Genomic DNA, 23,466 nt, shown 5'->3' with positions numbered 1-23,466 from the left:
CGTCCATCCGTTCGCGCTCCCCCACGAAAGCGGCCCTCGGGAAAACGCATGAAACTCTTCGAAACCGTACCGTCTCCGCGTCCGTGTCCCGCCCCTCCGGACGCCTACGAGACCGCGGCGCGCACTCCGCGCGCCGGTGGCGTCAGCGACGTCTTCTCACCCGGGGTGGACCACCGCGTCCTGGAGGTCTACGCACGGGCCCGCGACCCCCACGATCCCCTGGAACTGCGGGACCTGTGGCTGGGGCGGGTCGAGCACGAGCTGGGGCGGCACGCGCTGCGCCCGGCGCTCGCCGAGACCTGGCGCGCCGGCAGGCCGCGCCGCACCGTCACGGCCGAGGAGGTGCTCTCCTCGCGCGCCACCGTCCGCTTCGTCAAGGAGCTGTTCAACTCCTTCTTCCGGGACGACCTGTACGGCGAACTGCGCGACAGCGCCCGCTACATCCTCTCCAGCGGCTCCATCGACGAGGAGCGGTGGGGCCTGCCACAGAGCCTGAAGGAGTGCATCCGCTACGCCCTGGACCGGGACTGGTACGGCTACTCCGACTCGCGTGGGCGCGTGCCCGCGCGGGAGGCGATCGCCGCGTACGAGAACGCCCGGGTGGCGGGGACGCGGTACACGGCGGACAACGTGGCCATCACCATGGGCGGCACCTTCGCCATCAACTCGCTGGCGGACTTCGTGCTGCACGGCGGTGCGCGGCCGACCGCTCCGGCGCTGTGTGCGACGCCCAACTATCCGCCGCTGGTGGAGGCGGTCGCGCGCCGGCACGATGTGCGGCTGGTCCCGGTGCCCTCCGAGCACGGCCGTACCGGTCTGGATCCGCTGATCGCCGCGCTGACACCGGAGACGCCGCTGGTCATGCTCCAGACGGTGGGCAATCCGACCGGCGCCGCCGTGCGGGAGGACGACCTGGTGCGGCTGATCCGGGCCGCCTCGCCGTCCACGGTCATCGTGCTGGACGAGTGCCACGAGTGGCTCGGCGACTACGAGGAGCGGTCGGCCGAGCGGGCCGCGCCCGGCGTGGTGCGGGTCTCCAGCCTGTCCAAGACCTGGTCGGCGCCCGGGCTGAAGGCCGGCTGGTTCCTCGCCGATCCGGCCTTCATCGACGAGTACTACGAGTACGCCTCGTCCTCGTTCGGCGGGCCGCCGTCGTTCTTCTACACCACGATCGAGGTGCTCGCGCGCCTGGAGCGGTGGCTGGTCAGCGGGGTGGAGACGCCGGGGGCCGCCGAGGTCAAGGAGTTCGAGTCGTCGTACGCGATCGATCTGCCGCGGCTCCAGGACGCCTACCGGGGCTACCGCACCGAGCGGCTGCGGCGGGCGGAGGCGCTGACCGTGCTGCGGGACGCGGCCACCGTCCGGCTCGCCGACATACCGGGCCGGGTGCTGCCGCCGCACTTCTCCATCAACACGGCCGTGGAGCTGGAGGGTTGGGACGACTCCTACCGCTGCTTCCGTGACCTGCTGCGGGAGACCGGTGTGTCGGTCTACCCCGGGATCCTCAACTTCTGCCTGTCGGGCAGCGCCGTGCGGATCACCACGGCACGCCCCTGGGAGGATCTCGCGCCCGCCCTCGACAGGCTGCGGCCGCGTGCCGCCGCTGTGAACGGACGCTGAGCGATGGACGGATGGCTGAGCGCCGGCGGGCGCAAGCTGGTTCTCGGGATGGTGCATCTGTCGCCGCTGCCCGGTACGCCGTTCCACGAGGAGGGTTCCTTCGAGCGCACTCTGGAGACGGCTGTCCGCTCGGCGCGGGCGCTGGAGGAGGGCGGCGCCGACGGCTGCCTCATCCAGACCGTGGACCGGGTCTACACCGTCGACGAGCGGTCGGACCCGGCGCGCACGGTCGCGATGGGCCTGATCGTGCGGGCGGTGGCGGAGGCGACCGGTGAACGGTTCCTCGTCGGGGCGCAGTTGATGCGCAATGCGCTCCAGGCGTCGCTGGCCGTGGCGAAGGTCGCGGGCGGCAGCTTCATCCGCGCGGGGGCGCTGGTGGGGCAGACGCTGAGCCCGCACGGCATGGTGCGGCCCGATCCGCTGGCGGTGATGGACTACCGCCGCCGGATCGGCGCACGGCACGTCGCCGTCATCGCCGAGGTCGACTCGATGCACTTCCGGTGGTTCGGCGGGGAGAAGACCACCGCCGAGGTGGCCCGGGCGGCGCAGAGCGCCGGCGCCGACGCGGTGTCGCTGTGCCACCCGGACGAGGACACCGCCCTGGAGATGATCGCCTCCGTCCGGGCGGCCGCGCCGCAGCTGCCGGTGATCCTGGCCGGACACACCCGGCACGAGAACGCGGCCCGGCTGATGGCCGCGGCGGACGGGGCGTTCGTCGGCACCTGTCTGGAGAGCGGCGGCTGGGGCGGGGAGATCGACGCCGGCCGGGTCGCCGCCTACGTCGACATCGTACGGAAGGTGGAGCGATGAGCGGCCCGAACGGTCCCGGCTCCCCGACGGCGGGCGGAGCCGGCGCCGGGCCGCCCCGGCTCGAACCGCAGGTGATGCTGCGCCAGGCCGAGGCCCTCGCGGCGGATCTGAGCAGGCACACCGGCCCGTTCGACGCGCAGGTGCGTGCCCTGCTGCCCCCGCGGTGGGCGTCGGTCGACACGGTCAGCATCGTGGGGGACGGCGACTCCTACCACGCCGCGTGCGCCGTGCGGACGGCGTTCGCCGCGCTGGCCGGGGTGGACTGCCGTCCGGTGAGCGCGCTGCCCTTCGTGGAGTACGAACCGCTCGGCGCCGACCGCCGCCCGCCGCGTACGGAGCTGACGCTCGCGGTGTCCGCCTCGGGGCGTACGCCCCTGGTGGTGCGGGCCGTCGAGCGGGCCCGGGAGTGCGGGGCCGGCACCGTCGCGGTCACCGGGACGCCGGGCAGCCCGCTGGCGGAGGCGGCGGACGGTGCGCTGCTGGTCGGCCTGCCGGACAGCGAACGGTCGCCGGGGGTGCGCACCTACCAGGCCAGCCTGCTGGGGCTGTTGCTGATCGCCGTCCGGCTGGGAGAGCTGCGCGGGCATCTGGCCGCGCCGGAGGCGGACGCGCTGCGGGAGGAGCTGGCGGCGCTGGCCGACCCGGTCGCGGCGACCGTGCGGGCGGCCCGGGAGCGGTGCCGGGAGCCGGCCGAACTCATCGCGGAGGCGGGCGTGTTGAGCGTCGTCGGGAGCGGCCCGTCCTACGGCACGGCGCTCTTCGCGGCAGCCAAGGTCGTCGAGACCTCCGGTGTCCTCGCCGTCGGGCAGGACCTGGAGGAGTGGTGCCACGTCGAGCGGTTCGCCCGGCCGCCGGGGATGCCGGTCGTGGTCGTGGCCGCGCCGGGGCGCTCCCACGGGCACGCCGTGCGGGTGGCCGAGCGGGCGGCGTCGCTGGGGCGCCGCGTCGTCGCCGTGGCGCCGGAGGACGACGCCGATGTCGCCCGGCACGCCTGGGCGGTGCTGCCGGTGGCCGCGCGGGCGCGCGAGGAGTTCTCGCCGCTCCTCCACCACGTCTTCGCCGCCCCGCTCGCCTGCCACCTGGCCCGGCATCTGGGCCGGGCCCCGTTCCTGGCCGATCTGCCCCCTGCCGCCCGAGCCCCTTCTTCTCCTTCTTCTCCTCCTTCTCTTCCTTCTTCGCCCACGTCCACCACCAGCCGATGAGAGCCCGGAGAGACACAGTGACCGAGACACGGGACGACCTGACCACCCAACAGATCATCTCTCTGCTGACGGAGGAACTGCACGACCTCGACCCCGTCGAGCGGAAGGCCAAGACGGTCGAGCTGCTCGCCGTCTTCGGGCGTGCCAAGGCCGCTTCGCTGGCGCCCGAGGAGCGGCCCGAGTCCCCCGAGACACCGCCGGGTCCGCTGCTGATCTGCGACTGGGCCGAGGACCTCGGGCTGGACGGGTCCACCCAGCAGCTCGGGATCGACGTGGCGCCCGGCCCCACGAAGGTGTCGAAGACCGCGGCCGCCACCGGGCACTCCCTGGTGTCCAGCGGGCATGTGGGCGCCGACATCCTGCATGTGCCGGCGGGCAGCGGGTTCGCGCCGCACACCCACCCCGGCGACCATCTGCTGTTCGTGCTCGCGGGCAGCGGCACCATCTCGGTGGCCGGCGAGATCGTGCCCACGCGTCCGGGCCAGGTGTACATGGTGGAGGGGGCCGTCACCCACGCCGTGGGCGCGGTCACCGACCACATGATCCTGGCCGTGGGCGCACCGCACCGCCGGCTGGACAGCCCGGACCGGCAGGAGTTGACGGCCTACGCGGCGCTGCTGGGCGATCTGGGCGAGATCACCTGCCGGATCTGCGACATCCGCGGCTCCAGCGGTGAGGAGCTGGCGGCGAAGGGCTGCACCCACTCCCCGCACCGTTTCGGCGGGTGAGCCGTGCCCTCTTCGTCTGCTTCGTCCTCCACCGCGGCCCCCGCCGTGTCCGGCCCGTCCCCCGCTCCCGCGCGGGATGCCGCGTCCGCTGCCGCCGACGCCGCGCTGGCGCACAGCTACCGCGGCATCCCCTTCGAGGAGCGGCTGGTGCCGCGTCCCACGCCGGCGTCCTGGCTCGCGCACCACGCGCGGGCCCGGCCCGGCGCCCCCTTCCTGACGACCGTGGGCGACGACGGTGAACCCGTCACCCTCAGCTACGGCCGGGCCGAGGCGTTGAGCCGTCGCCTGGCCCACTGGCTGCGCACCGCGCCGGGTGTGGAGCCCGGGCGGACCGTGGCGCTCGCGCCGGTCAACGACGCCGAGTCGGTCGTGGCCGTCCTCGCGGTGCTGCGGACCGGCTGCCCGCTGCTGCTGCTCGGCCCGCAGGACCCGGCCGACCGCCGCAGGCAGCAGGCCGAGGCGGTGGGTGCGCGGCTGGTGCTGCGGCCGATGGCGGTGTCCGCCGAGGCGGTGCCGGAGGCCGTCGTCCTGCCGGATGCCCGCGCCCTGGCGGACCCGGACGGCGAGGCCGCACTGCCGGAGCCCGACCCGGCGGCGGACGCGCTGTTCTTCGGCACCTCGGGGTCGACGGCGGCCTCCAAGCTGGTCGCCCAGTCCCACTACAACGCCGCCGTGAACGCGGAAGCGCTCGGCCGCCACCACGGGCTGCGCCCCGGGGACCGGCTGCTCGGCTGCCTTCCCGTGCACCACGTCAACGGCCTGCACTTCACCGTGCTCGGGGTGCTGGCCGCGGGCGCGCACGTGCTGCTCGCCGACGGCTTCGACCCGCTGCGCTATCCGCGGCTGCTCCAGCGGTTCCGGCCGCGGATCGCCAGCGTCGTGCCCAGCGTGCTGGAGGCGCTGCTGGAGACCTGGCGGGCGCCCGGACTCCCGGACGGCTTCGGGTACTTCGTCTCCGCCGCGGCGCCGCTGACCACACGCACCGCCCGGGCCGTGCACGAGCGGCTGGGCGCCCGGGTCCTCCAGGGCTACGGGCTGACGGAGACGGTGAACTTCTCCACGACGCTGCCGCCCGGCCTGTCCGAGGACGCCTACCGGCAGCTGATGCTGGAGACCGACATCCCGTCCATCGGCACGGCCCTGTACGGCAACGAGGTGGCGGTGCTCTCCTCGGAGGGCGAGCCGGTCGCGCCCGGGGAGGTCGCCGAGATCTGCGTACGCGGCCACAACGTGATGTCCCGTTACGAGGGCAACCCGGCGGCGACCCAGGAGGCGTTCGCCGGCGGCTGGTTCCACACCCAGGACCTGGGCAGGGAGGTCACCGTCCCCGGGCGGGCGGAGCCGTTCGTCGTCGTCACCGGGCGCGTCAAGAACATCGCCAAGGTCGGCGGCGAGACCGTCTCCCTGGACGAGATGGACCGGGTGCTGCGGGCCTTGCCCGGAGTCAGGGACGCCGCGTGTGCCGCGCTCCCGCACCGCTTCCTCGGTGAGGAGATCGTGGCCGCGGTCGTGCCCGCTCCCGGCGGCGGCCCGCCGGATGTGCTGCCCGCGCTGGCGGCCGCCTTCCGGCCCGCGGTCCTGCCCGGCCGGGTGGAGGTGTGCGAGGCCGTCCCGCGGACCCGCACCGGCAAGATCCTGCGCCGGGAACTCGCCGCCCTGCTGGCCGGTCCGGCACGGGACGGCGCCACGGACGGCCCGCCGTACCCGGCCTCCGCATCCGTTGCACCCCCTTCCAGGAGTACGCCATGAACGAGCCCTCGTCGTTGACGTCCCGCGTCACGGATCTGCTGTGCGAGGCGCTACAGATCGATCCGCCGCCCGCCGAGATGGATCTGATCGCGGCCGGCCTGCTCGACTCCATCGGCTTCATGCACCTGTTCGCCGCCATGGAGACGGAGTTCGGTATCGGTGTGACGGCAGCCGATCTGTCCCCGGACCGGTTCCGCAGCGTCGAACGCATCGCGGCGTTCGTCTCCGCCAAGCAGGAACAGGCGGGCCCGCAGGCGGAGTCGGCGGAGGCTGCGGAGGCTGCGACGCCTCCGGCAGCGGCGGCTCCGGCGTCGGCGGAGCCGGCCGTGCTGACCGATCCGCGCACCGGGCGCGAGCGGCGCCGCGTCGCCGTGAGCGGTGTGCGCGAGGTGGCGGCGGCGGTCGCCGAGTGCCGTGCTGCCGCCGCCGGTTGGGCCGCGCACACACCGCGCGAGCGTGCCCGGCGGCTGCTGCGCCTCGCCGATCTCGTGGAGGAACGCTCCGCCGAGTACGTCGCGGCCGAGCAGGCCGGCACCGGCAAACCCGCCGCCGAGGCGGCCGGCGAGGTCGAGCAGTGCGCCGACCTGCTGCGCTTCTACGCGGGGGCGCTGCGCACCGGCCGGTCCCCCGCGCCCGGAGGTCTTCTGCCGGGGCGGGAGAGCTGGGTGCGGTGGGAGCCGCTGGGCGTGGTCGGCGTGATCGTCCCGTGGAACTATCCGCTGATGATGGCCGCGTGGCGGATCGGGCCCGCGCTGGCCGCCGGCAACACGGTGGTGCTCAAGCCGGCGCTGACCACCCCGGACACCGCACTGCTGCTCGCCCGGGACGCGGCCGCCGCGCTGGGGCCGGGCGTGCTGCTGACGGTGCCGGGCGACCGGGACACCGGCCGGCTGCTGGTGGAGAGCGACGTCGACGCGGTGGCGTTCACCGGCAGCGAGACGGGCGGGCGCGACGTCGTCGCCCGCGCGGGGCTGCGCCGCGTCAGCCTGGAGCTGGGCGGCAACTGCCCGGCCGTGGTGCTGCCGGACGCGCCGCCCGACACCTGCCAGGGCCTGGTGGCGGCCGCGACGTACAACGCCGGGCAGAGCTGTGCCTCCCCGGCGCGGGTCATCACACTGCGGGAGAACTACGAGCAGACCGTCGAGGGCCTGGCCAAGGCGATGGCCGAACGGCGTGCGGGAGTCGACTTCGGCCCCCTCAACAACGCGGACCAGGCGGCCCGTTACGACCGGATCGTCGCGCGCAGCGCGGCACGCGTCGAACACGTCGCCCCGCTCGCCCCGCCGCCGGGCGAGGAGGACGGCCACTGGCGGCCCGGCCGGATCCTGGCCGATCTGCCGGCGGACGATCCGGCCGTGCGCGAGGAGGTGTTCGCGCCGGTGCTCACGGTGCAGGCGGCGGACGACCACGCGGAGGCGGTGGCCCTGGCCAACGGCGTGCCGCAGGCCCTCGCCGCGAGCGTGTGGGGCGCCCGCGCGGACGAGGTGCTCGACCTCGCGGGGCAGCTCGACGCCGGGGAGGTGTGGATCAACTGCCATCTGGAGCAGACGGCGGAACTGCCGCACGGCGGGCGGGGCGCCTCGGGGCACGGCACGGACATGAGCGTGCTGGCGCTCACCGAGTACCAGCGGCCCAAGACCGTGACCGCGCGCGTGGGCAGGAGCTGAGCGATGGCGGAGGTCAGCTCCCCGGCCGGGGAGGCGACGGCGGTGTGGCGGTGGGAGGTGAGCCGCGATCCGGACGAGGTCCACGCGCTGCTGTGCGCGTGCGACGCGCACCAGGCCGCGGCCTCCGGGACGTCCGCGCCCCGGCGCCGCCCGGAGACCACCGAGCGGCGGGTGCGGTCCGGTGCGGTGCATCTGCTGCGCCACGGCTCCCGGCCCGCCGGGATGTTCACGCTCAGCGCGGACGCGTCGTTCACCGTGGCGGAGGCCGGGTTCCCGCACGCGGACCGGCCGCTGTACCTCTCCCGGCTGTCGGTGGCGCCCGAGTGGCTGGCCGGCGGGTCGCTGGTGGGGCTGCGCTGTGTGCGCCGTGCGCTGGCGGTGGCCGCGGAGTCCGGTGCGGACGCGCTGCGTTCGGAGGTCAACCCGGATCTGGCGGACACCTGCGCGCTGCTGCACACCCTGGGCTTCGCGCAGTTCGGGCCCACGCTGTCCGACGAGCACGGCCGGCGCCGCGCCTATCTGCACCGGGGCCTGACACCGGCGGCGGGCGGTGCGGACTGATGGCGGCATCGATACGGCGGGAGCGGATCGGCACGAGCGCCGGCCACGCCGGGCAGGGGCCGACGCCGGTGGACTCGTACACGCTCGACACGGGCGCGGGCCTGGCCGTCGAGGTGTGGACCTACGGGGCGCAACTCGTGCGGTGCCTCGTCCCCGACCGGGAGGGCCGCACCGGCAATGTGGTGGTGCGGCTGCCGGATCTGGCGGCCTACGAGGACCGGGCGGCCAATCCGTACGTCGGCTCCACCGTGGGCCGTTACTGCCGGTGTGTGGCGGGCGGCCGGTTCCGGCTGGACGGTGTGGAGCACCGGCTCGACCGCAACGACGGCGCGCACCACATCCACGGCGGCCCCGCCGGCTTCGACCGCTACGTGTGGGAGGCGGAGGCGGAGCAGCGCGCGGACGGTGTGCTGGCGCTGCGGCTGCGGCTGGAGAGCCCGGACGGCGACCAGGGCTATCCGGGCACGCTGTCGGCCGAGGTCTGCTACGAGGTCTCCCCCGAGGGGACGCTGGCGTTCGACCACCGGGCGACGACGACGGCCGCCACCCTCGTGGGGCTGACCAACCACGCCTACTGGAACCTGGCCGGCTCCGGCCGCGTCGACGGGCACCGGCTCGCGCTCAACTCCGGCCGGGCCGTGGTCTTCGACGACGAGCTGATCCCGCTGCCGGGCCCGCCCGCCGACATCACCGGCGGCCCGCTGGACCACCGGCGGCTCACCCCGCTCGACGACCGGCGGCTGGACAACTGCTTCGTCCTGGACGGCCCCGAGTGGGCGGCGCGGCTGCACGACCCCGCGTCCGGCCGGACGATGCGGGTCGTCACCGACCAGCCGGCGGTGGGCGTGTACACCGCCGACGGCTTCGCCGGGCGGCGGCGCTGCGGCATCTGTCTGGAGGCCGGCCCGCTGCCGGACGCGCCCAACCGGGACGACTACCCCCCGGTCCGCCTCGATCCGGGCGAGACCTACCGGCACCGCACCGTGCACCACTTCTCGGCCCGCTGAGCCGTCACCGGCCGGGCCCGAACCACAGGAGGTTTGGCGTAGATGGACCCACTCATGGTTTCCGTGGCGGAGGCCGTGCGGCGCCGGGCGCAGGCGCCGCAGCCGGCCACCGCCCTGGACCCGGACGCGGAGCTGTCGTCCCTGGGGGTGAGCTCGCTGGGCGTGGCCGGCCTCGTCGGCGACCTGGAGGAGATGTTCGCCTTCCGGTTCCCCGACGACGCGGTCACCCCCGAGGTGTTCCGCACCATCCGCTCCCTGACCGACACGGTGCGCGCGCACCGGGCGCAGCAGTCGCAACAGGCCGGGTGAGCATGCAGATCCATGGAGACGGCGTCCGGGTCGGCGTCCACTCGGGCCAGCAGTACACGTCCTTCGCCGAGGCGCTGAAGCTGTGGCGGACGGCGGAGGACCTCGGCTACGACTGGGTGTCCCTCTTCGACCACTTCCGGCCCCCCATGGGCGGCCCGGCCGGCCCCTGCTTCGAGGGCACGTCGCTGCTGGCGGCGCTCGCGGCGCGCACCAGCCGGATCCGCTGTGCCGTGCTCGTCTCGGCGGTGACCTGGCGGCATCCGGCGCTGGCCGCCGCCGTCGCCGCGACGATCGACCATGTCTCGGACGGCCGCCTGGAGTTCGGCATGGGCGCGGCCGGCGCCGACCTCGCCTACGACCAGTACGGCATCCCCTTCCCCGACGCCGGAACGCGGCTGGACATGCTGGACGAGGCGTGCCGCGTCGGGCGGGCGCTGTGGGACGGCGGGCCGGTGACGTTCGACGGGAAGCACTTCCGGCTCGACGCCGCCCACCTGGAGCCGCGCCCCGTGCAGCGGCGGCTGCCGTTGGTGATCGGCGGCGAGGGCGAGCGCAGGATGCTGCGTATCGTCGCCGAGCACGCGGACATCTGGAACACCCTCGCGGGGACGCCGGACTCCTACCGCGGCAAGCTGCGCAGCCTGGCCGGGCACGCGGCGGCCGTAGGGCGCGACTCCGCGGACATCCGCAAGTCGGTGACGTTCCGCGCGATCCTCGCCGAGAGCGAGCACGAGGCGCTGGAGCGCAAGGAGCGCCTGGTGCGGACGCTGGGCGCGGATTCGCCGGTGTGGCCGGAGTACCTGGTCTTCGGCACGCCCGAGCAGTGCGTGGAGCGGCTGCGGCCCTATCTGGACCTCGGCGTCCGCGACTTCCTGCTGGGGGCACGCCCGCCGGTCGACTGGGAGACCGTCGAGCTGTTCGCCCGGCGGGTCGCCCCCGCCCTGCGCGCCCGCACGGCCACCTGACCGCGGCGCGCCGACGGCGCAACCCGCACGGCCGGCCGGGCAGCACGCGGCCGGCACCGATCCCCTGTCCCCCACCTCCGCGTCCACCGCGGCCGACCAAGGACTCACCATGGGCAATTATTACTATTCAGACGGTTTTGCCGCCTTCTTCGACAGCCGGTACACGGGATGGGTGCACCGCTTCTCGCCCCGTCTCGTCGACCATCTCGACGGCCAGGAACTGCCGGAGCGTTCGGTGATCGACCTGTGCTGCGGCACGGGCGTCACGGCGTCCGTCTTCTGCGCGGCGGGCTGGCGGGCGACCGGCGTGGACGGCTCGGCCGCCATGCTCGACATCGCACGCAAGAAGCTCGCGCCCGCCCTGGACAGCGGCGCGCTCACCCTCGTCGAGGCCGACGCCCGGTCCTTTCGCACACCGCGCCCGGCCGGTGCCTGTGTGAGCCTGGACGGCGCGCTCAACCACCTGGACTCCGTGGCGGAGCTGACGGCGTGCTTCGCCGCGGTGTGGGAATCCCTGCTGCCCGGCGGCGAGTTCGTCTTCGACCTGTACACCGGTTCGCACTTCCGCCACTGGAACAACCTGACCCTGACGGACGACCCCGACGCGGTGATCGTCAAGCGCGGCGTCTGGGACGACACCACCAGGACGGGCATGCTGCGCGTCTCCGGCGTCCACGGCTCGGGCCCGGACATCCAGCGCGTCTCCCAGACGCTGCGCAGCTGGGAGTACGACGACGCCGAGGTGGCCGAGGCCCTCGCGGCGGCCGGCCTCGAACAGGCCGCGCACGACTTCGAGCCGGCGCACGTCAAGTGCGACTCGGGTTCCTGCTCCCTGACGCCCGTCCCCTGCCGCACCATCTACCGCGCCCGCAGGCCCCGTTGACCGCGGGCCGCGCGCACCCCCCCCTCACCACACAAGGAGCGACGATGACGACCACTGCCCCCAGCACCTCCGTGCCGAGCACCGATTCCCTGTTCTGTTCGTCGGTGGCGGTCTCCGCGCTGTCGGCCGCCGTGGAGCTCGGGCTGCTCGACGAACTCAAGGACCGCGGCGAGCTGCGGTTCGACGGCCGCCGGGACGGCGCCGACCGGATGGACCCCGCCATGGTGCGCGGCCTTCTCCTGCCCCTGGAGTGGGCCGGGATCGTCACGCTGGACGAGCAGGCTGCCCGGCCGGGGCCCGGCTTCGACGCGGCCTACGCCGACCGCGGCTACTTCTACTGGCTGGCCGGCGGCAACGGTTCGCTGATGAGCCGGGCCCCGCACGTCGCCCTGGAGCGCCACCGGCAGGGCGAGTTCTACACCCGGGACATGCGGGCCGTCGCGGTCAGCTCCCGCATGATCGGCGACGTCGAGGTCGAGCTGCGGTTCGACAAGATCCTCGCCGACCGACCGCCCCGCGCGGTGTGCGACCTGGGCTGCGGATCGGGCCAGCGGCTGATCCGGATCGCGGGCAACCACCCCGGTGTGCGCGGCGTCGGGGTGGACCTGGCGCCCGCCGCCGTGGAGCTGTCCACCACGTCCGTGGCCGAGGCCGGCATGGCGGACCGGATCTCGGTGCACCACGGTGATGTGCACGCGCTGCCGCAGCAGGCCGAGTTCGCCGGGGTCGACACCGTGACCTGTGTGTTCATGGGGCACGACTTCTGGCCGTACGACAAGTGCGTCACGGTGCTGCGCAGGATCCGTGAGGTCTTCCCCGACGTCGAGCGGTTCCTGCTGTGCGACGTGGTGCGCAGCGAGACGGCGCCGGGGCCGGAGACGCCCATCTTCCGGCTGGGCTTCGAGCTGGCGCACACGCTGATGGGGGTGACGCTGCCGACGCGTGCGGACTGGATGACGGCGTTCGACGCCGCCGGCTGGGAGTGCGAGGCCGTCCAGGAGTTCAACCGCCCGCCCGGCGGCCTGCTCTTCGAGCTGCGCCCCGCCGCGGGCGCCAACTGACGCGGCCACAGCGCGAGGGCGCCGCCCGCCTCCGGGGAAGGAGGCGGGCGGCGCCCTCGTCGTACGGGCGGGCGGCCTGCGGCGGTGTGCACCGCCCGGCTCGACGGGTCGGCGCCCGGCCCGGCCCCCCACGGGAGGTGGGCCGCCGTGCGGGAGTGTTCGGTGCGGTGCCGGACGGACGCCGGAGCCCCGCACGACTCGGCACCCGGCGGGTGCCTGTCGCCGTACGGGGCTCGGTAGCGGGCGGGGCGTCGCCGTCCCCCTGCGTGGCTCGGCACGCGGCGGGGGCTCGGCGGCGTACGGGCGGGGTCGTCACCGTGCAGGGTTCAGCGCCCGGGAAGGGACATCGCCGTGGGCGGGGCTCGGCGGTGTGCGGGACTCAGCGCCATGCGCGGCCGGAGACTCCGCTGAGGTTCCAGCCTTCGGGGCTGTCGATGCCGCGCAGCGCGGGCGGCGGCTCGGCACCGGTCGCGCGCACCATCAGGCTGGGGAGGTACATGTCGCGGGTGAACTGCCCGGTGGGGGCGTCGAGTTCGGCACCCAGGGCACGCAGGGCCGCCACCCGCCGCGCCGGCAGATCGCGGGTCCACATCAGCACCTGGGCGCCCGGCAGCCACGCCAGCGCGGTCTCCACGAGGTCGGCGAAGACCGCGTCGGAGGTGGCCTCGCAGTCGACGATCGTCGTGGGCGTCTCGCCGTCGTCGGTGTCGACACCGGAGCGGTGCCCGATGAGATAGCCCTCGACGGGCCCGTCACCGGCCACCAGGTGGAAGTACCGCGCCAGCGGGTTGGCGGCGCGCCAGCGGAAGTAGGCGGCGTCCCGCACCGGGCGCGGCCCCGGGCCGCCCGACAGCCGGGCCACCAGCCCGGCCATCGTCTCCGCCGCGACGTCCGGCAGCGGGCGCAGCGTCAGCCCGGAGGCGGCCCCGCGCACGGCCGGCAGCTCGTGCCACGGCCGCTCCGCGACCAGGGGCTTGTCCCGGGTGACCACCGCCTGCGCCCAGGGCCCGATCAGGCGCCAGCCGTTCATCAGCATGGCGGGGCCCGCGCCCTGGTCGCCGAAGTCCAGCACCCACGGCACCCCGTCGGCGCGCAGCCGTGCCACGACCTCGTCGGTGAGCATCCGGAAGAGCGGGCTGCCCTGGTGGCGGGGGGCGACGACGGTGTCGGTGAGGCAGGGCAGCGTGAACCGCTCCCCCGCCACCTCCCAGCACGAGCCGAAGACCCCCACCATGCCGGCCAGTTCGCCGTCCTCGCGGGCGAGGGTGACGTACCGGTCGTCGAGGTGGGGGTTGGTGGCGTACTTCCAGTCCAGGTAGGCGAGGTTGGCGCGGCGTCCGCCGCGCCACAGCGAGTCCTGGAAGTCCGCGATCTCCAGCCGGTCGTGGGGTGTGCAGCCGGTGAAGGAGAATCCGGTCACGGGGCGCCCCCACCGCTGGGGACGGCCTCGTCGGCGGTGAAGCGCTGCTGGAGCGCCCGCAGATCGGTCTTGCCGTTGGCGTTCGCGGGCAGCGACTCCAGCGCGAGCCAGCGCGCCGGCAGCATGTAGCCGGGCACCTTTCCGCCGAGCCGGGACTTGACCTGCCGCGCCGTCAGAGAGACGCCCTCGGCGAGGGTGTAGGCGGCGCAGATCAGCGGGCCGCCGGCGCGGCCGGGGATGCTCACCACGGCGGCGGCGCTGACCTCGGGCAGCGCGTGCAGCTCGCTCATCACCTCGTCCAGCTCCACGCGGTAGCCGTTGACCTTGACCTGCCGGTCGGCACGGCCGTGGAAGCGCAACAGCCCGTCCGCGTCGCGGCTGCCGAGGTCGCCGGTGCGGTAGGCACGCCGCCCGGAGCCCTCGGGCAGCTCGATGAACGAGGCCGCGGTCCGCTCCGGGTCGCGCCAGTAGCCGGGGCTGACGCCGGCGCCGCCGATCACCAGCTCGCCCACCTCTCCGGGCGGGAGCGGGCGCAGCTGGTCGTCGACGGCCTCCACCCACTCGCCGGGCAGGGGGCGGCCGACGGGCAGCGCCTCGTCGGGCGGCGCGGTCAGGGTGTGGAAGGTGCTGGCGATGGTGGTCTCGGTGGTGCCGTAGAAGCCGGTGAACGTGGTGTGCGGCAGCCGGCGCATCCAGAACTCCACGTCCGTGGGCGGGAAGACCTCCCCGCCCCACAGCACCCGGCGCAGGTCGGGGAAGTCGTCCTTCTCCACGACCTCGTGGCGGGCCATCGCGCTGAGCACGGACGGCACCGAGAGCCACTGGGTCAGCCGGGAGTCGCGGATGAACGCGGCCAGCGTGGTCGGCAGCAGGCTCGCCTCCGGCGGGACGAGATGGAGTTCGGCTCCGCTGGTCAGCGGCCCGTACACGTCCCACAGCGAACCGTCGAAGTGCAGTTGGAGGTGGCAGGAGATCCGGTCGTCCGGCCCGAGCCCGAAGTGCTCGTTCGCCCAGGTCACGAAGTGGGCGATACCGGCGTGGGTGAGGGGGACTCCCTTGGGTTCGCCGGACGAGCCGGAGGTGAACAGCAGATAGGCCACGTCGTCCGGGCCGCCCACGGGTTCGGGTGCCGTCGTCGGTGCCGCGGCGACGTCGGCCGCCGTGAGCGCGGGCGCCGGGTCGGTCGCGGTGGCGTCGCTGCCGGGCAGGCACAGGGCCGCGACGGCGCCGGGTGCGGCGGCCGCCGCGACCTCGGCCGCCAGCCGGCCGCGGCGCCCGTCGGCGAGGAGGCGGCACGGGCCGGTCCGGCTCACGAGGGACGCGAGCCTGTCGACCGGTGACGCCGCGTCCAGGGGTACGCAGACACCGCCGGCCTTGAGCACCCCGAGCAGAGAGACGATCGCGTCCGGGCTCTTGGGCACCAGCAGGCACACGGTCTCGGCCGGGCGCAGCCCGCCGGCGCGCAGCGCGTGGGCCAGCCGGTTCGCCCTCTCCTCCAGCTGCCGGTAGGTGAGGCGCTCCGGGCCGAACACGACGGCGTCCGCTTCCGGGGTCCGGGCGGCCTGTGCGCTCACCAGCTGTTCGAGACGCGTCATCCGGGGGTTCCCTTCCTGTGGGGGAGCTTGTCGAGGTGCACCCGGACCGCTGTGCCCTCGCCGATGAGCCCGTCGTGGCCGGTGCCGGTGAAGGGGCCGAACGTCACCCGGCCGGCCAGGGTCTCGGTGCGCAGCAGCGTCTCGTGGTGCCGGATGCGTGCCGCCGCCTCGGCGGGCAGGTCCACGCTCAGCGCGATACGGTCGCTGACCTCCAGCCCGGCCTCGCGGCGGGCCTGCTGGACGACGCGCACCAGATCGCGTGCGGCGCCCTCGGCGGCCAGCTCCTCGGTCACGTCGGCGTCGAGGGCGATCAGTCCCGCCCCGTCGGACAGGGCGGCGCAGCCGCCGGGCCCGTCGGCGACGAGCTTCAACTCGTATTCGTCCGGCCGCAGTCGGTGCCCGGCGGCGACGACGGTGCCGTCCTCGTCCGTCGTCCAGTCGTCGTCGGCGGCGGCGCGGATGACCTGCTGCACCGCGCGGCCGAGGCGCGGCCCGCACCGGCGGGGGTCGACGGTCAGCCGCATCCGGCCGTGTGCGGACACATCGGTGGTGAGCACGACGTCCTTGACGTTGAGCTGTTCCCGCAGCAGACCGGTGTAGGGCTCCAGCGCGGGCGCGTCCGGCGCCGCCACCACCAGCCGGGCCAGCGGGAGGCGCAGCCGCAGCCCATGGCTCTTGCGGCGGCCCAGCGCGGTCGAGGCGACGTCGCGCACCCGGTCCATGGTGCGCACCAGCTCCGGGTCGTGCGGCAGTTCGGCCGGCTCGGGCCAGGAGGCCAGGTGCACGGAGCGGCCGCCGGTCAGCCCGCGCCACACCCGTTCGGTGATCAGCGGCAGCAGCGGGGCCATCAGCCGGCACAGCACCTCCAGGGCGGTGTGCAGGGTGTCGACGGCCGCGCGGTCGCCCGCGGCGAACCGGTCGCGCGAGCAGCGGATGTACCAGTTCGTCAGCACGTCCAGGTGTTCCCGCAGCGCGGTGCAGGCGCGGGAGAGGTCGTAGTCGTCCATCGCGCGGGTCGTCGTCTCGACGAGGTCGCGGGTCCTGGCGAGGAGGTAGCGGTCGAGCGGGTGGTCCTGGTCCGTGCGGAAGCGGCCCTCGTGCTCGGCGCCGTACAGGGACAGGAAGTGCCAGGCGTTCCACAGCGGCAGCAGCACCTGACGCAGCGCCTCCCTGCTGCCGGCCTCGGTGACCTCCAGGTCGCGGGCGCGCAGCAGGGGCGAGCTCATCAGGAACCAGCGCATGGCGTCGGAGCCGTCGCGGGCGAAGATGTCGTTGACGTCGAGGTAGTTGTTGCGCGCCTTGGACATGGCCTGCCCGTCGTGGCCGAGGACGACGCCCAGGACGGTGCAGTTGGCGAACGCCGGCCGGTCGAACAGCGCCGTCGACATGACGTGCATGTTGTAGAACCAGCCGCGGGTCTGGGCGTAGTACTCGACGACGAAGTCGCCCGGCGAGTGCCGCTCGAACCACTCGGCGTTCTCGAACGGGTAGTGCACCTGCGCGAAGGGCATGGACCCGGTCTCGAACCAGCAGTCCAGCACCTCGGGCACGCGCCGCATCACGGAACGCCCGGTGGGATCGTCGGGGTTGGGGCGTGTCAGCTCGTCGATGTACGGGCGGTGCAGATCGTCCGGGCGGATGCCGAAGTCACGCTCGATCTCGTCGAGGGAGCCGTACACGTCGACGCGGGGGTGTGCCGGATCGTCCGACACCCACACCGGGATGGGGGCGCCCCAGTAGCGGTTGCGGGAGATGTTCCAGTCCTTGGCGCCGCGCACCCAGTTGCCGAACTGGCCGTCGCGGGCGTGCTCGGGCGTCCAGCGGATCCGCTCGTTGAGTTCGAGCATGCGCTCCCGGATCCGGGTGACGGCGACGAACCAGGACGCGATGGCGTGTTGCAGCAGGGGGTTGCCGCAGCGCCAGCAGTGCGGCCGGGAGCGGGTGTGCGGCCGGTCGGCCAGCAGCGCGCCGCCCGCCTCCAGCAGCTCCAGCACGGCCCCGGTGGACTCCAGCACGGGGCGGCCCGCGCACGGCGGTACGGCGTCGGTGTAGCGGCCGCGGGAGTCGGCGGGGTAGATCCGGCCGACGCCCGCCGCGGTGGCGACCGCGTGGTCGTGCTCGTCGAAGCAGGGGGTGACGGCCACGGCTCCGGTGCCGTCGGCGGTGTCCACGGACCGCTCGGCCACCACGAGATGCCGGTCGTCGGCCGGTTCGCAGAAGTCGAACAGCGGGGTGTACCGGCGGCCGGCCAGCTCGGCGCCGCGGTGCCGGGCGATCTCCCGTCCGCCCGCCGACTCGGGGTGCGCGGCGGCCCGGTCGGCCGCCACCACCAGCCGCCAGCCGTCCTTCTCCAGCACGGCGTACTCGGCGTCGGGGTGCACCGCGACGGCCGTGGCGCCGGGCAGCGCCCAGGGCTCGTCGGACTCCACCAGGAGCAGCTCGCCGCTCTCCAGACGGACGCCGACGAGCACGGTGCGGCCCGGCACGTCGCGGTGGGTGTCGTTGCCGTCGATCCGCCCGCTGCTCTCCGCGTTGGCCAGCGGGGTCTCGCAGTGCGCGCAATACCAGGAGACCGAATGCCCCTGGTAGATGAGCCCCTTGTCCCACATGGTCTTGAACGCCCACATGACGCTCTCCATGTAGTCGAGGTCATGCGTCTTGACGGATTCGTCGAAGTCGACCCAGCGGGCCTGCCTGGTGACGTAGTCGCGCCATTCGTCGGTGTAGCGCATCACCGTGGTGCGGCACACCTCGTTGAACCGCTCGACGCCCATCCGCTCGATATCCGATTTCGCGGTGACGCCGAGCTGCTTTTCCGCGTCGAGTTCCGCGGGCAGCCCGTGCGAGGTCCAGCCGAAGCGCCGCTCGACCTTGCGGCCGCGCATGGTCTGGTAGCGCGGCACGACGTCCTTCGCGTAGCCGGCCAGCAGATGCCCGTAGTGCGGCAGCCCGTTGGCGAACGGCGGCCCGTCGTAGAACACGAATTCCTCGGCGGCGGAATTCCGTGCGTGCACGGACTCGTGGAAGATGTCGTTCTTCTCCCAGTAGTCCAGCACGTCGAGTTCGACGTCCGGGAAATGCGGTCTCGCGGGTACGCCGTCGGCCCCGGCCCTTGGATATGCCATCGCTCAGTAAACCTCGCAAGGTCGGCCCGCAGTACAGTGGCCCGACTCTAGCGACGCCCCGGGAAACGCCCGGTAATCCCGGGAACACCCGCACCGCACCGGCCGCCCGCCGCCCGATTACCCGGGAATTCCCGGCGCCGCGGGCCCGGAGATCTCCCCCTGCACGGCCCGGAGTTCACCGCGGCCGACGAGCAGAGCCGCGGCCGACGGGGAGACCGGCACGGCCGGGCCCCCGCCCTCGAACGGCAGCCCCGTCGCCGCGCTCGCGGTCAGGCCGACACGGACCGGAGAGGCGCCCCGGCCCCCGGGACGACCACGGCCGCCGAGGGCCCCTCACCGACCGGGCGCCGACGGGCACGCCTCTCGCGCACCGGCCCAGCGGCGGAGCGCCGCGTCGAGCCGCGTCCGGGCGTCGGCATCGACAGTTGCGGCGTCCTCCGTCGCCGCCCATACGACGACGCCGTCCGGACGTACGAGCAGGCTCGGCAGCGATGCGTCGGCAGCGGGATCGGAAACGCAGGCGATCCGGTCCTCCCACGGGCGAACCACCGCGCCGAAGCGGCCGTCGGGCGAGCGGTCGACGAGCACGAAGCGGCCGTCGTGCGCATGGTCGGCGAGCCGGCCGCCCGAGGCGAGCTCGACGTCGCCGGCAACCGATCCGACCGGCGGCACGGGCTCCTCGGCGACGTCGTACCGCTGCATGATCCCAGAGGACAGCGCCACCACGCGGTTCATCGCCCCGGGAACGGTGAGCAGTTCGTCGCGGACGAGGCTCCGCAGCTGCGCGGTCTGCTCGTCCCCGCGCAGCAGAGCGACCTGGGCCCGCGTCCAGTTGAGGACCCAGGCAGCGACGGGCCGGCGTTCGCTCTCGTAGGTGTCGAGCAGCCCGTCCGGGGCCCGGCCCTGGACCGTGGCGGCGAGCTTCCAGCCGAGGTTGACCGCGTCTCCGAGGCCGAGGTTCAGACCCTGCCCGCTGAACGGCGAGTGCACATGCGCGGCGTCCCCCGCGAGCAGCACCCGGCCGTGCCGGTACGTGCGGGCCTGCCGGGCGTTGTCCGACCACCGGGTGGCGCGGCCCCGGAGACCGGTGAGGGTCACGTCGGTGCCGGTGACCTCCCGTACGACGCGCTGCAACTCCTCCAGCGTGACCGGCGCGTTCCGGTCGGCCGGCTGCGGAGCGAACCGGGCGACGAGGATGCGTCCGGGGACCGGCCCGTAGGAGTAGACACCGCGGGGCGTCCACGTCCATCCGCGCTTCAGCCCGCTCGCGTCCGCGAAGTCGGCGATGGCTTGGTAGCCCACCATCTGCGGGTCGGTGCCGTCGAATGCGACGCCGAGCTGTTTGCGGATCACACTGCGACCGCCGTCGGCGGCGACGAGCCACGCGGCGGTCATGTCGCCCTCGCTGGTCTCCACCACGACACCGGTGTCGTCCGCGCCGCCCGTGCGGTCCGCGCCCGTGCCCCGCAGCCCGCGCACCTCGACACCGCGGCGTATCTCGACGCCGAGCCGGGCGCAGTGCTCCGCGAGGAGGGCCTCAAGGTCACGCTGGGGCACCAGGACGCCGTTCGCCACCGCCGTGTGCGCGGCCAGGGCCGGGTCGTCCTGATCGACGAGGTCGTCGCGGAACAGCATGCCCGCGAAGTGCCCGACGACCGGGAAGCGGCGGTACGCCCGCTCCAGCCCGTCCAGTTGCCCGTCCTCGCGCTCCGCGCCCTCCCGGGCGAACGTCCCCGCGGACGCCAGCAGACGGCGCTGCACACTCTCCGCGGCGGGCAGCAGACCGCGCCGGTCGAGGATCTCGGCGCTGGCGACGTTGACCGATCCGGCCTTGATCGTCGGATCGGGCTCCTCCAACCGCTCCACGACCCGCACGCCGACCCCGCTGAGTGCCAGCTCAGCGGCGAGGAAGAGCCCGGTGGGCCCCGCTCCGACGACGAGCACATCAGTGTGCCGCATACCGATCTCCTTAGCTTTACTCAGTAAGTTTACTTGGTAAGCCTAACTCGGTGAAGGTACCTTTGCCACATGCCGAAACGAGGAGACCGTGGTGGAGCGCGGACGCGGGCCCGCATCGCCGAGGTCGCGACCGACCTGTTCCTCAAGCGCGGGTTCGAGGACGTGACCATCACCGAGGTCGCCGCGGCCGCCGGCGTGTCCAAGGTGACGGTTTTCACGCACTTCGACCGCAAAGAAGACCTGCTGTTCGACCGCATCCCTGACGCCGTCGACCTCGTCCGTACGGTGATGCGTGAGCGCGCCGACGACGTCGACCCCGTCGAAGCGTTCCGCCGGGAGGCGCTCGCGCTCGCCGCGCAGAAACACCCGCTCTCGGGGCTGGCCCCCGACGCCGATGCGTTCCTGCGCACCGTCAGGGACTCGCCCGCGCTGCTGTCACGGCTCCGCGTCTTCGAGTACGAGATCGAGAGCGCACTGGCCGACGAACTCGGCGCCGACCCCCGGTTCGACGGCGACAGCGCGTTGACCGCGGCCCTCCTCGTCGCCGCCTACCGGACGGTCGCCGTTCGGACGGCACGGGAACGGCTGGCCGGAGGCGACCTCGCCGAGATCGGCCGGGCCCACACCGACCGGCTGGAGCACGCCTTCTCCCTGCTGACCACCGGTCTGCCCGAGCGTTCCGGGTAGGCGGCTTCCCCGTTCTCCGCCCGCGCGACCGGCGGCCTGGCGTCCGTGGCTGCGGGCCGGGAGCCCGCGCATGCTTCGCGCCGCGGCTCGGCCCCGCCCGGCGCCGAACCGCGGACGGTCGCTCCACGAGAACGCGACGCGAGGAGCCGATCAGGCACCACATCGGCCACCGGCCGCCGTTCCACGACGCCGAACCGGCGAGCAGAGCCGCGTGATCCGGGAAGGCCGCGTCCCGCCGAGACGCCTGGTTCGATGCGCCCGGGCCCGGGAAGGGCCGTCCGGACCGGAGAGCCGCAGGCCACCGCTACGCTTCCCGGCCGCGCGGAACACCGGAGGGGCGACACCCTGACGGTGGTCCACCGGGCGGACAGGCCCGGCCGCCCCTGCACGCGGGAACACCCGAAGCAGGGCCCACCGGGCACCGGCACCGATGTCGCCGTCGTCATCGCCGTCGTCGTGGGCACCGCCCCACCGGCGGTCGGGGGCCACTGCTCCTGTACGGCTGCGGCATGTGCACCTCGCTCGGCCCGACGCACACGGGGGCCGCACGCCGCACTCCGCCCCGCCGGGAGGGAACCGGGCGCAAGCCGGGACGGATCGCTCGGACCGGAGGCCGTGCCGTAGCCGAGCCCTGACCCGCGCCCGTAGCCACTGGCCCGCGCCCGTGGGTCCCTGGCCCGCGCCCGTGGGCGAGGCGGGCCGCCACGGGGCACGCTCCGGCCTTGAACGCGTCGGGACACCCCCGCTGCGGGCTCCATCCGCACGGCTCGGGGCGCTCTCCGGGCCCCGCGCCCGCCCAGCGCCCCCCCGTACGGGACACAGGGCGTTCCTGACCCGCAAGGCGGGCCCGCGGTCACTGCTGGCCGGCGAACCGGGCCGGGACGGGCGGGGGCAGGGTGTCGCGGTCGACGCCCTCGAACCGGGTCGGGCGGAACATGCCCAGTTCGGGGCGCTCCCGACCGGTGACGATCTCCTCGGCGGCCAGGCGGCCCAGCAGCGGGCCGAGGGTGATGCCGCTGTGCGTGGCGAGCGCGTAGACCGTGCCGCCGCCGTCGAAGCCCGCGACGGTCAACCCGTCGCCGGGCAGGGCGCGTTGGCCGACGCGCAGGGACTCCAGGTGCGCGCCCTCGGTGCCCTCCAGCAGGTTCCGCAGCCGCGTGCACAGCTCCTGGGCCTGCGGCCCGTCCGGGGCCGGTACCGCGGCCGGGTCGGCGCCGGCGTCCAGGTCGAGGCCCTGCACCACGAGCCGCCCGCCCCCGTCGGGCCGCACGTTCAGCTCGGGTGTGGTGAGGACGCTGCCGAGGCGCGTGGCCAGCGGTGCCGTGTAGCCGAGGAATCCGACGGTGGCGGAGCCGGGCGCCTCCGGGTCGGCCATGGGCAGGGACATGCCGGCGAACCGGGCGACGGACTCGCTCCAGCGGCCGGCCGCGAGCACGGCGACGTCGAACCGTTCGGTGCCGCCCCCCGCCAGGGTGACCGAGACGCCGGTGCGTTCCTGGTCGAGGCCGGTGACCTCGGCGGGGCAGCGCAGCCGTGCGCCGTGGTCCCGCGCCTCGCCCCACAGCCGGGCCAGCAGCGCGACGGGCAGGACGTAGCCCTCCCGCGGGTACCAGGCGACGTCCCGGACGGCGGCCGGCACACGCAGATCCGGCACCAGGTTCCGGGCCCGGTCCGCGGTGATCCACTCCACCGGGTAGTCACGGCCGCGCAGTTCGGCGACGGCCGCGTCGAGGCGTTCCCGGCCGTCCTCGTGGGCCCACTCCAGGTTTCCGCCCCGGAAGAACCACTGGCCGCCGGTCTCCTGGAGGCGCTCGTGCTCGGCCATCCCGGCCACATTCAGCTCGTGGTAGGCGAGCGGGTTCTTCTGGTGCGAGTTGATCCAGGCGAACGAGGTGCCGGTGGTGCCGGCCGCCGGGGCCGTCCGCTCGAACACCGTCACCTCGGCGCCCGCGAGCGCCAGCGCCCTGGCCGCGCCCGCTCCGACGACTCCGAGTCCGACAACAGCAACACGCATGGGTGGCTTCCCTTCCTCTTCCGTCCTCTTCGGTCAACGGTCGATGTGCGTCCACTCTCGCTGTGCACCGGTTCGTGCCGGGCACCGGCAGCCCGGGGGTGCCG

The 23,466-nt window shown here is 74.3% G+C and carries 18 protein-coding genes; 13 read left to right on the top strand and 5 right to left on the bottom strand.

Annotated features, from left to right (window positions below; all coding sequences use genetic code 11):
• Positions 1-48 precede the first annotated feature (48 nt).
• The 12 genes from SCA03_RS08040 to SCA03_RS07985 all read left to right on the top strand — a co-directional run bounded on the left by SCA03_RS08040 (position 49) and on the right by SCA03_RS07985 (position 12,562).
• Complete coding sequence (locus tag SCA03_RS08040; protein WP_030874120.1) at positions 49-1,620, top strand: pyridoxal phosphate-dependent aminotransferase; 1,572 nt, start codon at positions 49-51, stop codon at positions 1,618-1,620.
• A 3-nt stretch (positions 1,621-1,623) separates the two neighbouring features.
• Positions 1,624-2,430, top strand: coding sequence for a BtpA/SgcQ family protein (locus tag SCA03_RS08035; protein ID WP_030874123.1), 807 nt, complete (start codon positions 1,624-1,626; stop codon positions 2,428-2,430).
• Entirely contained in the window at positions 2,427-3,632 is a 1,206-nt protein-coding gene (locus SCA03_RS08030; RefSeq protein WP_086814430.1) for an SIS domain-containing protein, read from the top strand. Before SCA03_RS08035 ends, SCA03_RS08030 begins: the two co-directional genes overlap by 4 nt.
• A 17-nt stretch (positions 3,633-3,649) precedes the next feature.
• On the top strand, positions 3,650-4,360 hold the full coding sequence (locus tag SCA03_RS08025; RefSeq protein WP_051845847.1) for a cupin domain-containing protein: 711 nt from the start codon (positions 3,650-3,652) through the stop codon (positions 4,358-4,360).
• Between the two features lie 45 nt (positions 4,361-4,405).
• Positions 4,406-6,109 carry a class I adenylate-forming enzyme family protein gene (locus tag SCA03_RS08020; protein WP_211293498.1) on the top strand — a complete coding sequence of 568 codons (1,704 nt, stop codon included), beginning with the start codon at positions 4,406-4,408 and terminating at the stop codon, positions 6,107-6,109.
• Positions 6,106-7,776 (top strand): aldehyde dehydrogenase family protein, encoded by a 1,671-nt coding sequence (locus SCA03_RS08015; protein ID WP_230988534.1) that lies wholly within the window; start codon positions 6,106-6,108, stop codon positions 7,774-7,776. Before SCA03_RS08020 ends, SCA03_RS08015 begins: the two co-directional genes overlap by 4 nt.
• Positions 7,777-7,779: 3 nt before the next feature.
• Positions 7,780-8,337, top strand: a complete 558-nt coding sequence (locus tag SCA03_RS08010; protein ID WP_063764568.1) for a hypothetical protein — start codon at positions 7,780-7,782, stop codon at positions 8,335-8,337.
• Positions 8,337-9,344 (top strand): aldose epimerase family protein, encoded by a 1,008-nt coding sequence (locus SCA03_RS08005; RefSeq protein WP_086814429.1) that lies wholly within the window; start codon positions 8,337-8,339, stop codon positions 9,342-9,344. Before SCA03_RS08010 ends, SCA03_RS08005 begins: the two co-directional genes overlap by 1 nt.
• 42 nt (positions 9,345-9,386) lie before the next feature.
• The gene (locus tag SCA03_RS08000; RefSeq protein WP_078874563.1) at positions 9,387-9,653 is read left to right on the top strand and encodes a phosphopantetheine-binding protein; all 267 of its coding nucleotides are present in this window, start codon (positions 9,387-9,389) and stop codon (positions 9,651-9,653) included.
• Between the two features lie 2 nt (positions 9,654-9,655).
• The gene (locus tag SCA03_RS07995; protein ID WP_030884000.1) at positions 9,656-10,618 is read left to right on the top strand and encodes an LLM class flavin-dependent oxidoreductase; all 963 of its coding nucleotides are present in this window, start codon (positions 9,656-9,658) and stop codon (positions 10,616-10,618) included.
• Positions 10,619-10,727: 109 nt separating this feature from the next.
• Positions 10,728-11,501 (top strand): class I SAM-dependent DNA methyltransferase, encoded by a 774-nt coding sequence (locus SCA03_RS07990; RefSeq protein WP_086814428.1) that lies wholly within the window; start codon positions 10,728-10,730, stop codon positions 11,499-11,501.
• Between the two features lie 44 nt (positions 11,502-11,545).
• Positions 11,546-12,562, top strand: a complete 1,017-nt coding sequence (locus tag SCA03_RS07985) for a class I SAM-dependent methyltransferase (RefSeq protein WP_051845849.1) — start codon at positions 11,546-11,548, stop codon at positions 12,560-12,562.
• Between the two features lie 379 nt (positions 12,563-12,941).
• Here SCA03_RS07985 and SCA03_RS35000 read toward each other — a convergent pair whose 3' ends face one another.
• The 4 genes from SCA03_RS35000 to SCA03_RS07965 form a co-directional block, all read right to left on the bottom strand.
• On the bottom strand, positions 12,942-13,982 hold the full coding sequence (locus SCA03_RS35000) for a GNAT family N-acetyltransferase (protein WP_158102243.1): 1,041 nt from the start codon (positions 13,980-13,982) through the stop codon (positions 12,942-12,944).
• Positions 13,979-15,577, bottom strand: a complete 1,599-nt coding sequence (locus tag SCA03_RS07975; protein WP_086814427.1) for an amino acid adenylation domain-containing protein — start codon at positions 15,575-15,577, stop codon at positions 13,979-13,981. Before SCA03_RS07975 ends, SCA03_RS35000 begins: the two co-directional genes overlap by 4 nt.
• Positions 15,574-18,702, bottom strand: coding sequence for an isoleucine--tRNA ligase (gene ileS / locus SCA03_RS07970; protein ID WP_086814426.1), 3,129 nt, complete (start codon positions 18,700-18,702; stop codon positions 15,574-15,576). Before ileS ends, SCA03_RS07975 begins: the two co-directional genes overlap by 4 nt.
• A 333-nt stretch (positions 18,703-19,035) precedes the next feature.
• The gene (locus tag SCA03_RS07965; RefSeq protein WP_086814425.1) at positions 19,036-20,661 is read right to left on the bottom strand and encodes an FAD-dependent monooxygenase; all 1,626 of its coding nucleotides are present in this window, start codon (positions 20,659-20,661) and stop codon (positions 19,036-19,038) included.
• A 69-nt stretch (positions 20,662-20,730) separates the two neighbouring features.
• Here SCA03_RS07965 and SCA03_RS07960 point away from each other — a divergent pair, with 69 nt between their 5' ends.
• The gene (locus tag SCA03_RS07960) at positions 20,731-21,348 is read left to right on the top strand and encodes a TetR/AcrR family transcriptional regulator (RefSeq protein WP_030874166.1); all 618 of its coding nucleotides are present in this window, start codon (positions 20,731-20,733) and stop codon (positions 21,346-21,348) included.
• Between the two features lie 853 nt (positions 21,349-22,201).
• Here the strand turns inward: SCA03_RS07960 and SCA03_RS07955 are convergent.
• Complete coding sequence (locus SCA03_RS07955) at positions 22,202-23,362, bottom strand: NAD(P)/FAD-dependent oxidoreductase (RefSeq protein ID WP_086814424.1); 1,161 nt, start codon at positions 23,360-23,362, stop codon at positions 22,202-22,204.
• Between the last annotated feature and the right edge of the window lie 104 nt (positions 23,363-23,466).

The organism is Streptomyces cacaoi (assembly GCF_006539165.1).
GTDB lineage: Bacteria > Actinomycetota > Actinomycetes > Streptomycetales > Streptomycetaceae > Streptomyces > Streptomyces cacaoi.
Note: the sequence above shows the minus strand (reverse complement) of the source record. Positions and strands in the feature narration are given on the sequence as shown.

Excerpts from the sequence above, each read along its gene's own strand:
- ileS (WP_086814426.1), bottom strand. The coding sequence starts at position 18,702 with ATGGCATATCCAAGGGCCGGGGCCGACGGCGTACCCGCGAGACCGCAT.
- SCA03_RS07965 (WP_086814425.1), bottom strand. The coding sequence starts at position 20,661 with ATGCGGCACACTGATGTGCTCGTCGTCGGAGCGGGGCCCACCGGGCTC.
- SCA03_RS07985 (WP_051845849.1), top strand. The coding sequence starts at position 11,546 with ATGACGACCACTGCCCCCAGCACCTCCGTGCCGAGCACCGATTCCCTG.
- SCA03_RS07955 (WP_086814424.1), bottom strand. The coding sequence starts at position 23,362 with ATGCGTGTTGCTGTTGTCGGACTCGGAGTCGTCGGAGCGGGCGCGGCC.
- SCA03_RS08000 (WP_078874563.1), top strand. The coding sequence starts at position 9,387 with ATGGACCCACTCATGGTTTCCGTGGCGGAGGCCGTGCGGCGCCGGGCG.
- SCA03_RS08005 (WP_086814429.1), top strand. The coding sequence starts at position 8,337 with ATGGCGGCATCGATACGGCGGGAGCGGATCGGCACGAGCGCCGGCCAC.
- SCA03_RS08030 (WP_086814430.1), top strand. The coding sequence starts at position 2,427 with ATGAGCGGCCCGAACGGTCCCGGCTCCCCGACGGCGGGCGGAGCCGGC.
- SCA03_RS08040 (WP_030874120.1), top strand. The coding sequence starts at position 49 with ATGAAACTCTTCGAAACCGTACCGTCTCCGCGTCCGTGTCCCGCCCCT.
- SCA03_RS07975 (WP_086814427.1), bottom strand. The coding sequence starts at position 15,577 with ATGACGCGTCTCGAACAGCTGGTGAGCGCACAGGCCGCCCGGACCCCG.
- SCA03_RS07995 (WP_030884000.1), top strand. The coding sequence starts at position 9,656 with ATGCAGATCCATGGAGACGGCGTCCGGGTCGGCGTCCACTCGGGCCAG.
- SCA03_RS08035 (WP_030874123.1), top strand. The coding sequence starts at position 1,624 with ATGGACGGATGGCTGAGCGCCGGCGGGCGCAAGCTGGTTCTCGGGATG.
- SCA03_RS08010 (WP_063764568.1), top strand. The coding sequence starts at position 7,780 with ATGGCGGAGGTCAGCTCCCCGGCCGGGGAGGCGACGGCGGTGTGGCGG.
- SCA03_RS07960 (WP_030874166.1), top strand. The coding sequence starts at position 20,731 with ATGCCGAAACGAGGAGACCGTGGTGGAGCGCGGACGCGGGCCCGCATC.
- SCA03_RS08015 (WP_230988534.1), top strand. The coding sequence starts at position 6,106 with ATGAACGAGCCCTCGTCGTTGACGTCCCGCGTCACGGATCTGCTGTGC.
- SCA03_RS07990 (WP_086814428.1), top strand. The coding sequence starts at position 10,728 with ATGGGCAATTATTACTATTCAGACGGTTTTGCCGCCTTCTTCGACAGC.